This is a genomic window from Paraburkholderia sp. BR10872, from assembly GCF_040965835.1.
Lineage (GTDB): Bacteria > Pseudomonadota > Gammaproteobacteria > Burkholderiales > Burkholderiaceae > Paraburkholderia > Paraburkholderia nodosa_A.
In genome coordinates, this window is the sequence record NZ_JBFRCN010000117.1 from 1 (window position 1) to 4,282 (window position 4,282).

The window sequence follows — 4,282 nt, forward strand, 5'->3', positions numbered from 1 at the left end:
TCCTGTTGCTGCTCTGTAATGACAAGGCGGTGCTTGGCCCGTGGGTGAATTCGAAGAGGCTGAACGTGTTCACGGGTGCAGTGATTGCCGTGCTCGTCGTGTTGTCGATCATCCTGACGGCGGCCACCGTGTTTCCGGATATCAGCGGCGCGGCGATCGTCAAGATTCTCGTGGGCGGATGTGGAATTGCCGTGGCCGTGTACGCCGCGGTGGAACTCTCGCGCAAATCACGCGGCGCGAATGGCACCCAGGATGCCCTGCCGCTCAACAAGCCAGCGCTCAAGGAGTTGCGCAACACGTGGCGCATGGCGCCGCTCGAAGACCTGCCGGCGCCGCAGCACCTGACGCTGTCGACACGCGTGTGGATGGGCGTGCTGCGCACCTACCTCGTCGTCGCAGTGGGTCTCGTGATCGTGAAGGTCGTGCAGATGGCCATTCACTAAGGCGGAGCGGGGCAGGTATATGTCTGCCCCTTTTTTGCACGTCCGCTGGCTGGAGCAGGGTGGGGACGAAGCTGCGCTGGTCTGGACGACCGGACCTTGCCGGGACACTGCGGGCTATTGCATCAGGAGTCGATGATGAAAATGCACGTTCTCTCGCTATCCGTGGTTTCAGCCCTGGTCCTCGCCGTCGCTTTTCTCGTCGTCGATCAGGACTGTCAGGTATCCACAACGAGCGCCATGCAGGCCGTCGCGGACGCGTTTCCCGAAAACGGACTGCCGAGTGGCGGAGCATCACACTGTGTTGTCTACGGGAAATACTGCCTCAGTAACGCGTTACGCAGCCGATAATCGATACGCAGCGCGAGACGTCCGAATAAAGCGCGTTTGCAGACCTCGCGTTGCGAAGTCGTTTCCTCCGTATCGATTTCTCTTATCGGCGACCGGGTCTGCAAGCCGGTCTGCCGACCTCCCGACGTGCACCGTTGAATCCCGTCAAGCCTTGTCCAGCTTGGCGCTGCGCGGCTCATCGCGAGCCACTGGCGTGCCTTGCTCGTGCTTTCTTGCCCACGGAGCGCCTCTTGCCTGCCGTTAACCCGATGTAGTTTTCCGTAAGCCCCGTTTCTATCTTGGCGAAAAACATTTCGTGCAGTACGACAGGAGGAGACGGCGATGAGCGGCAATGCAAGCGTAGGTGAGGGTGGGTATCAAGGGACGAGAACAGCAATCGACGGCAAGCCGACGCTCGGCGCAATCTTGCGCGCCGGCATAGCCGGCGGCTTGACGGGCGCAGTCATCATCTGGATCTACGAGGCGCTCATCTGGGTCGGCGCCCAGCATCTCATGCCGCTTGCGGGCATTCCCCGCAACGCGACCGGCCTCGTGTTCGGCAAGGGCGTACAGGACTCGCTCGGCATCTGGGCGTATTTCCTCGGGACTGCCATTCATTTCTTCTTCGCCATTGCGTGGGGCGTGCTGTTCGCGGCGATCTGGCCGTATTTCCGCCGCCGTGGTTACGAAGCCACATTCGTCGCGCTTTTTTATGCGATCCTGGCCTGGATCGTCATGCATGTGGCGATTAGCATCGCCTCCGACAACCATCCCAATTACTACGACCCGGTCGTCATCATCGGCGGTTTCATGTCGCACTTTTGCTTCACTGTGCCGCTCGCCCTCGTGGTGAAGCGCATGCTATCGACCGAGCGCGGACGCTGACGCCTCCGGCGTCAGCACCGAACTATCAAGAGATCAACAACAGGGGAAAGTGACGATGTCGTTAAATAGAGGATTCCTTAGCTTGTCGGTGATCACGGCGGCAGTCATCGCCAGCACACCGGCGATGGCGCAATCGTCGGTGACGCTCTATGGCGTGCTGGACGTGTTCGCCGGTTACCAGAACACGAAAGTCGACGGCAAGACCACGTCGCTCGCCGTGCTCGGTAACAACGGCTTGATGACGAGCCGGTGGGGCCTGCGCGGCACGGAGGACATAGGCGGCGGATACCGCGTGAACTTCGCGCTGGAAAGCGGCTTCGATCCGGGTACGGGCAAGCTGCAGAACAGCTACCGGTTCTTCGATCGCCAGGCGTGGGTCGGTGTGGGCGGCGGCTTCGGCGAGGTGCGCTTCGGCCGGCAGAACACGCCGATGTTCGCCTGGAGCGGCAATATGGACGCCTTCAGCGCGGCGACCTACGCCTCGGGCTACAACAACTTTGCGAACTGGCTGGCGCGTGTCGACAATGACATTGCGTGGATCTCGCCCAAGTTCGTGGGGACCCAGGTCGAGCTCCATTATTCGGTGGGCGGCCAGCCGGGCACGCTCGCGGGCAATGCCGTGTATCAGGCCGGCGTGCAGACCACCCAGGGCCCGGTTTATCTCGCGCTTGCCTATTTGAACGCGGCGAATGCCACCGCCTCCAACCGTGTGCAGGAATTCATGGCGGGCGGCAATCTCGACTATGGGTGGGGGCGCATCTACGTCGGCTATTTCCGCGCCAACGAGGTCATTTCCGCGACCACCGGCAATGCGCTCAGCAACCCGGCGGGCAAATACGATCCGACGGTCGGGCCGGCTGGCAATACGGCAGGCGACTGGCACAGCACGTATTCGCTTTCGGCCGACTACCGGTTTACGCCGTTCTTCAGCGTGGGCGCCGGCGCCGCCTACACCAAGGACAGCACGCATCTCGGCAACGACGCCCTGCAATATGGGACGATCGTCAACTACGATCTCTCCAAGGGGACGCGGCTATACGGCACGATTTCCGAATTGAAGAACTACGGCACCGCGCAGTTCAAGATGGCAGGCGCCAGCATTACGACGGGTTCGTTCCTCACGCCGGGACCCGGTCAGAGCGAATTCGGCGTTCAGGTCGGCATCCGGCATCTGTTCTAGCATTTGAGAAAACGCAAGCAGCCGATGCTTAACGCATGAAACTCCACACCACCACTTCGTAGCCATCGGACATTGGACTACGATCAAGAATGCAAGGGCGATGTCGTCGTTATTTCGAATCCGCTCACGGTGCCTCATCGTGAATCGAAATATGCAAACCTTGCAGGGGACGACGGACTCGCCGCGCGCCTGCGGACCGAAAGGAGGGCGCCCGGCGATCCGGCGTATTTCCGGTTGTCGATGGAGGAACCATGAAAGCACTGGTCTATAACGGCCCGGGCAAGTTCGCACTCGAAACGCGGCCAATGCCCGCCTTGCAGGGACCCGGCGACGCCGTGGTCAAGATCACGAAGACGACGATCTGCGGCACCGATCTCCACATTCTCAAGGGCGACGTGCCGAGTTGCGAGCCGGGCCGCATTCTCGGCCACGAAGGCGTGGGCGTCGTACATGAAATCGGCAGCGGCGTCTCGACGTTGAAAATCGGCGATCACGTGCTCGTCTCGTGCATCTCGAGCTGCGGGCAGTGCGAGTACTGCCGGCGCGGCATGTATTCGCATTGCAAGACGGGCGGTTGGATACTCGGTAATCGTATCGACGGCACGCAGGCCGAATACGTGCGTACGCCGCACGCGCAAACGAGCCTGTACCGGATTCCCGACGGCCTCGACGAAGCCGCGCTCGTGATGCTCTCCGATATCTTGCCGACGGGCTTCGAATGCGGCGTGCTCAACGGCAAGGTCGAACCCGGCAGTACAGTGGCCATTGTCGGCTCCGGGCCGATCGGGCTGGCCGCGCTCCTGACCGCGCAGTTTTATTCGCCCGCGCAGGTGATCATGATCGATATGGACCCCAACCGCCTGGAATGCGCGAAGAAGTTCGGGGCAACGGCGTGCATCGATCCGCGCGCAGGCGACGCCGTGGATGCGGTGATGAAGCTCACGGATGGCGTAGGCGTGGATTGCGCCATGGAGGCCGTTGGCGTGCCTGCGACGTTCGAACTGTGCCAGCAGATCGTGGCGCCGGGTGGCGTGATTGCGAACATCGGCGTGCATGGTGTGCCGGCGTCGCTTTTCCTCGACAAGCTCTGGGACCGCAACGTAGCGATCACGACGCGTCTCGTCGACACAGTGAGCACGCCCATGCTGCTCAAGACCGTGCGTGCCGGACGGATCGATCCGAACCGGCTGATCACGCACCGGTTTTCATTCGAAGACATGCCCAAGGCGTATGAGACGTTTTCGCAGGCGGCCAGCACGCAGGCGTTGAAGGTGATTGTCGAGATGTGATGCGGTGGTTTGATGTTTGCGAACATCTATATGTCAAAGCCATTTTCAGATGTCCGCTTCGGGGGTGCGGCGGAATTCTTGGACGGGTTTATGTCGTCAGCCCGAGGCTCTCCCGGTATTCAATCGGACTGAGTGCGCCAAGCGAGATCTTGATCCGT

At 61.2% G+C, this 4,282-nt stretch carries 3 protein-coding genes and 1 pseudogene; all 4 read left to right on the forward strand.

Annotation, left to right across the window (positions count from 1 at the left end):
- Window positions 1-443: pseudogene (locus AB4Y43_RS40105) on the forward strand (manganese transporter); the annotation flags it as partial.
- Window positions 444-1,112: 669 nt separating this feature from the next.
- Window positions 1,113-1,655, forward strand: coding sequence for a hypothetical protein (locus tag AB4Y43_RS40110; protein WP_368730263.1), 543 nt, complete (start codon window positions 1,113-1,115; stop codon window positions 1,653-1,655).
- 88 nt (window positions 1,656-1,743) lie between these two features.
- Window positions 1,744-2,835 (forward strand): porin, encoded by a 1,092-nt coding sequence (locus tag AB4Y43_RS40115; protein WP_368730265.1) that lies wholly within the window; start codon window positions 1,744-1,746, stop codon window positions 2,833-2,835.
- 251 nt (window positions 2,836-3,086) lie between these two features.
- A complete protein-coding gene (locus AB4Y43_RS40120) occupies window positions 3,087-4,124 on the forward strand; it encodes a zinc-dependent alcohol dehydrogenase family protein (RefSeq protein WP_368730264.1) in 1,038 nt (345 codons plus the stop codon).
- Window positions 4,125-4,282: the final 158 nt, after the last annotated feature.

What these genes read in the sequence shown, in the direction of transcription:
- AB4Y43_RS40110 (WP_368730263.1), top strand. Translation starts at nt 1,113, where the DNA reads ATGAGCGGCAATGCAAGCGTAGGTGAGGGTGGGTATCAAGGGACGAGA.
- AB4Y43_RS40120 (WP_368730264.1), top strand. Translation starts at nt 3,087, where the DNA reads ATGAAAGCACTGGTCTATAACGGCCCGGGCAAGTTCGCACTCGAAACG.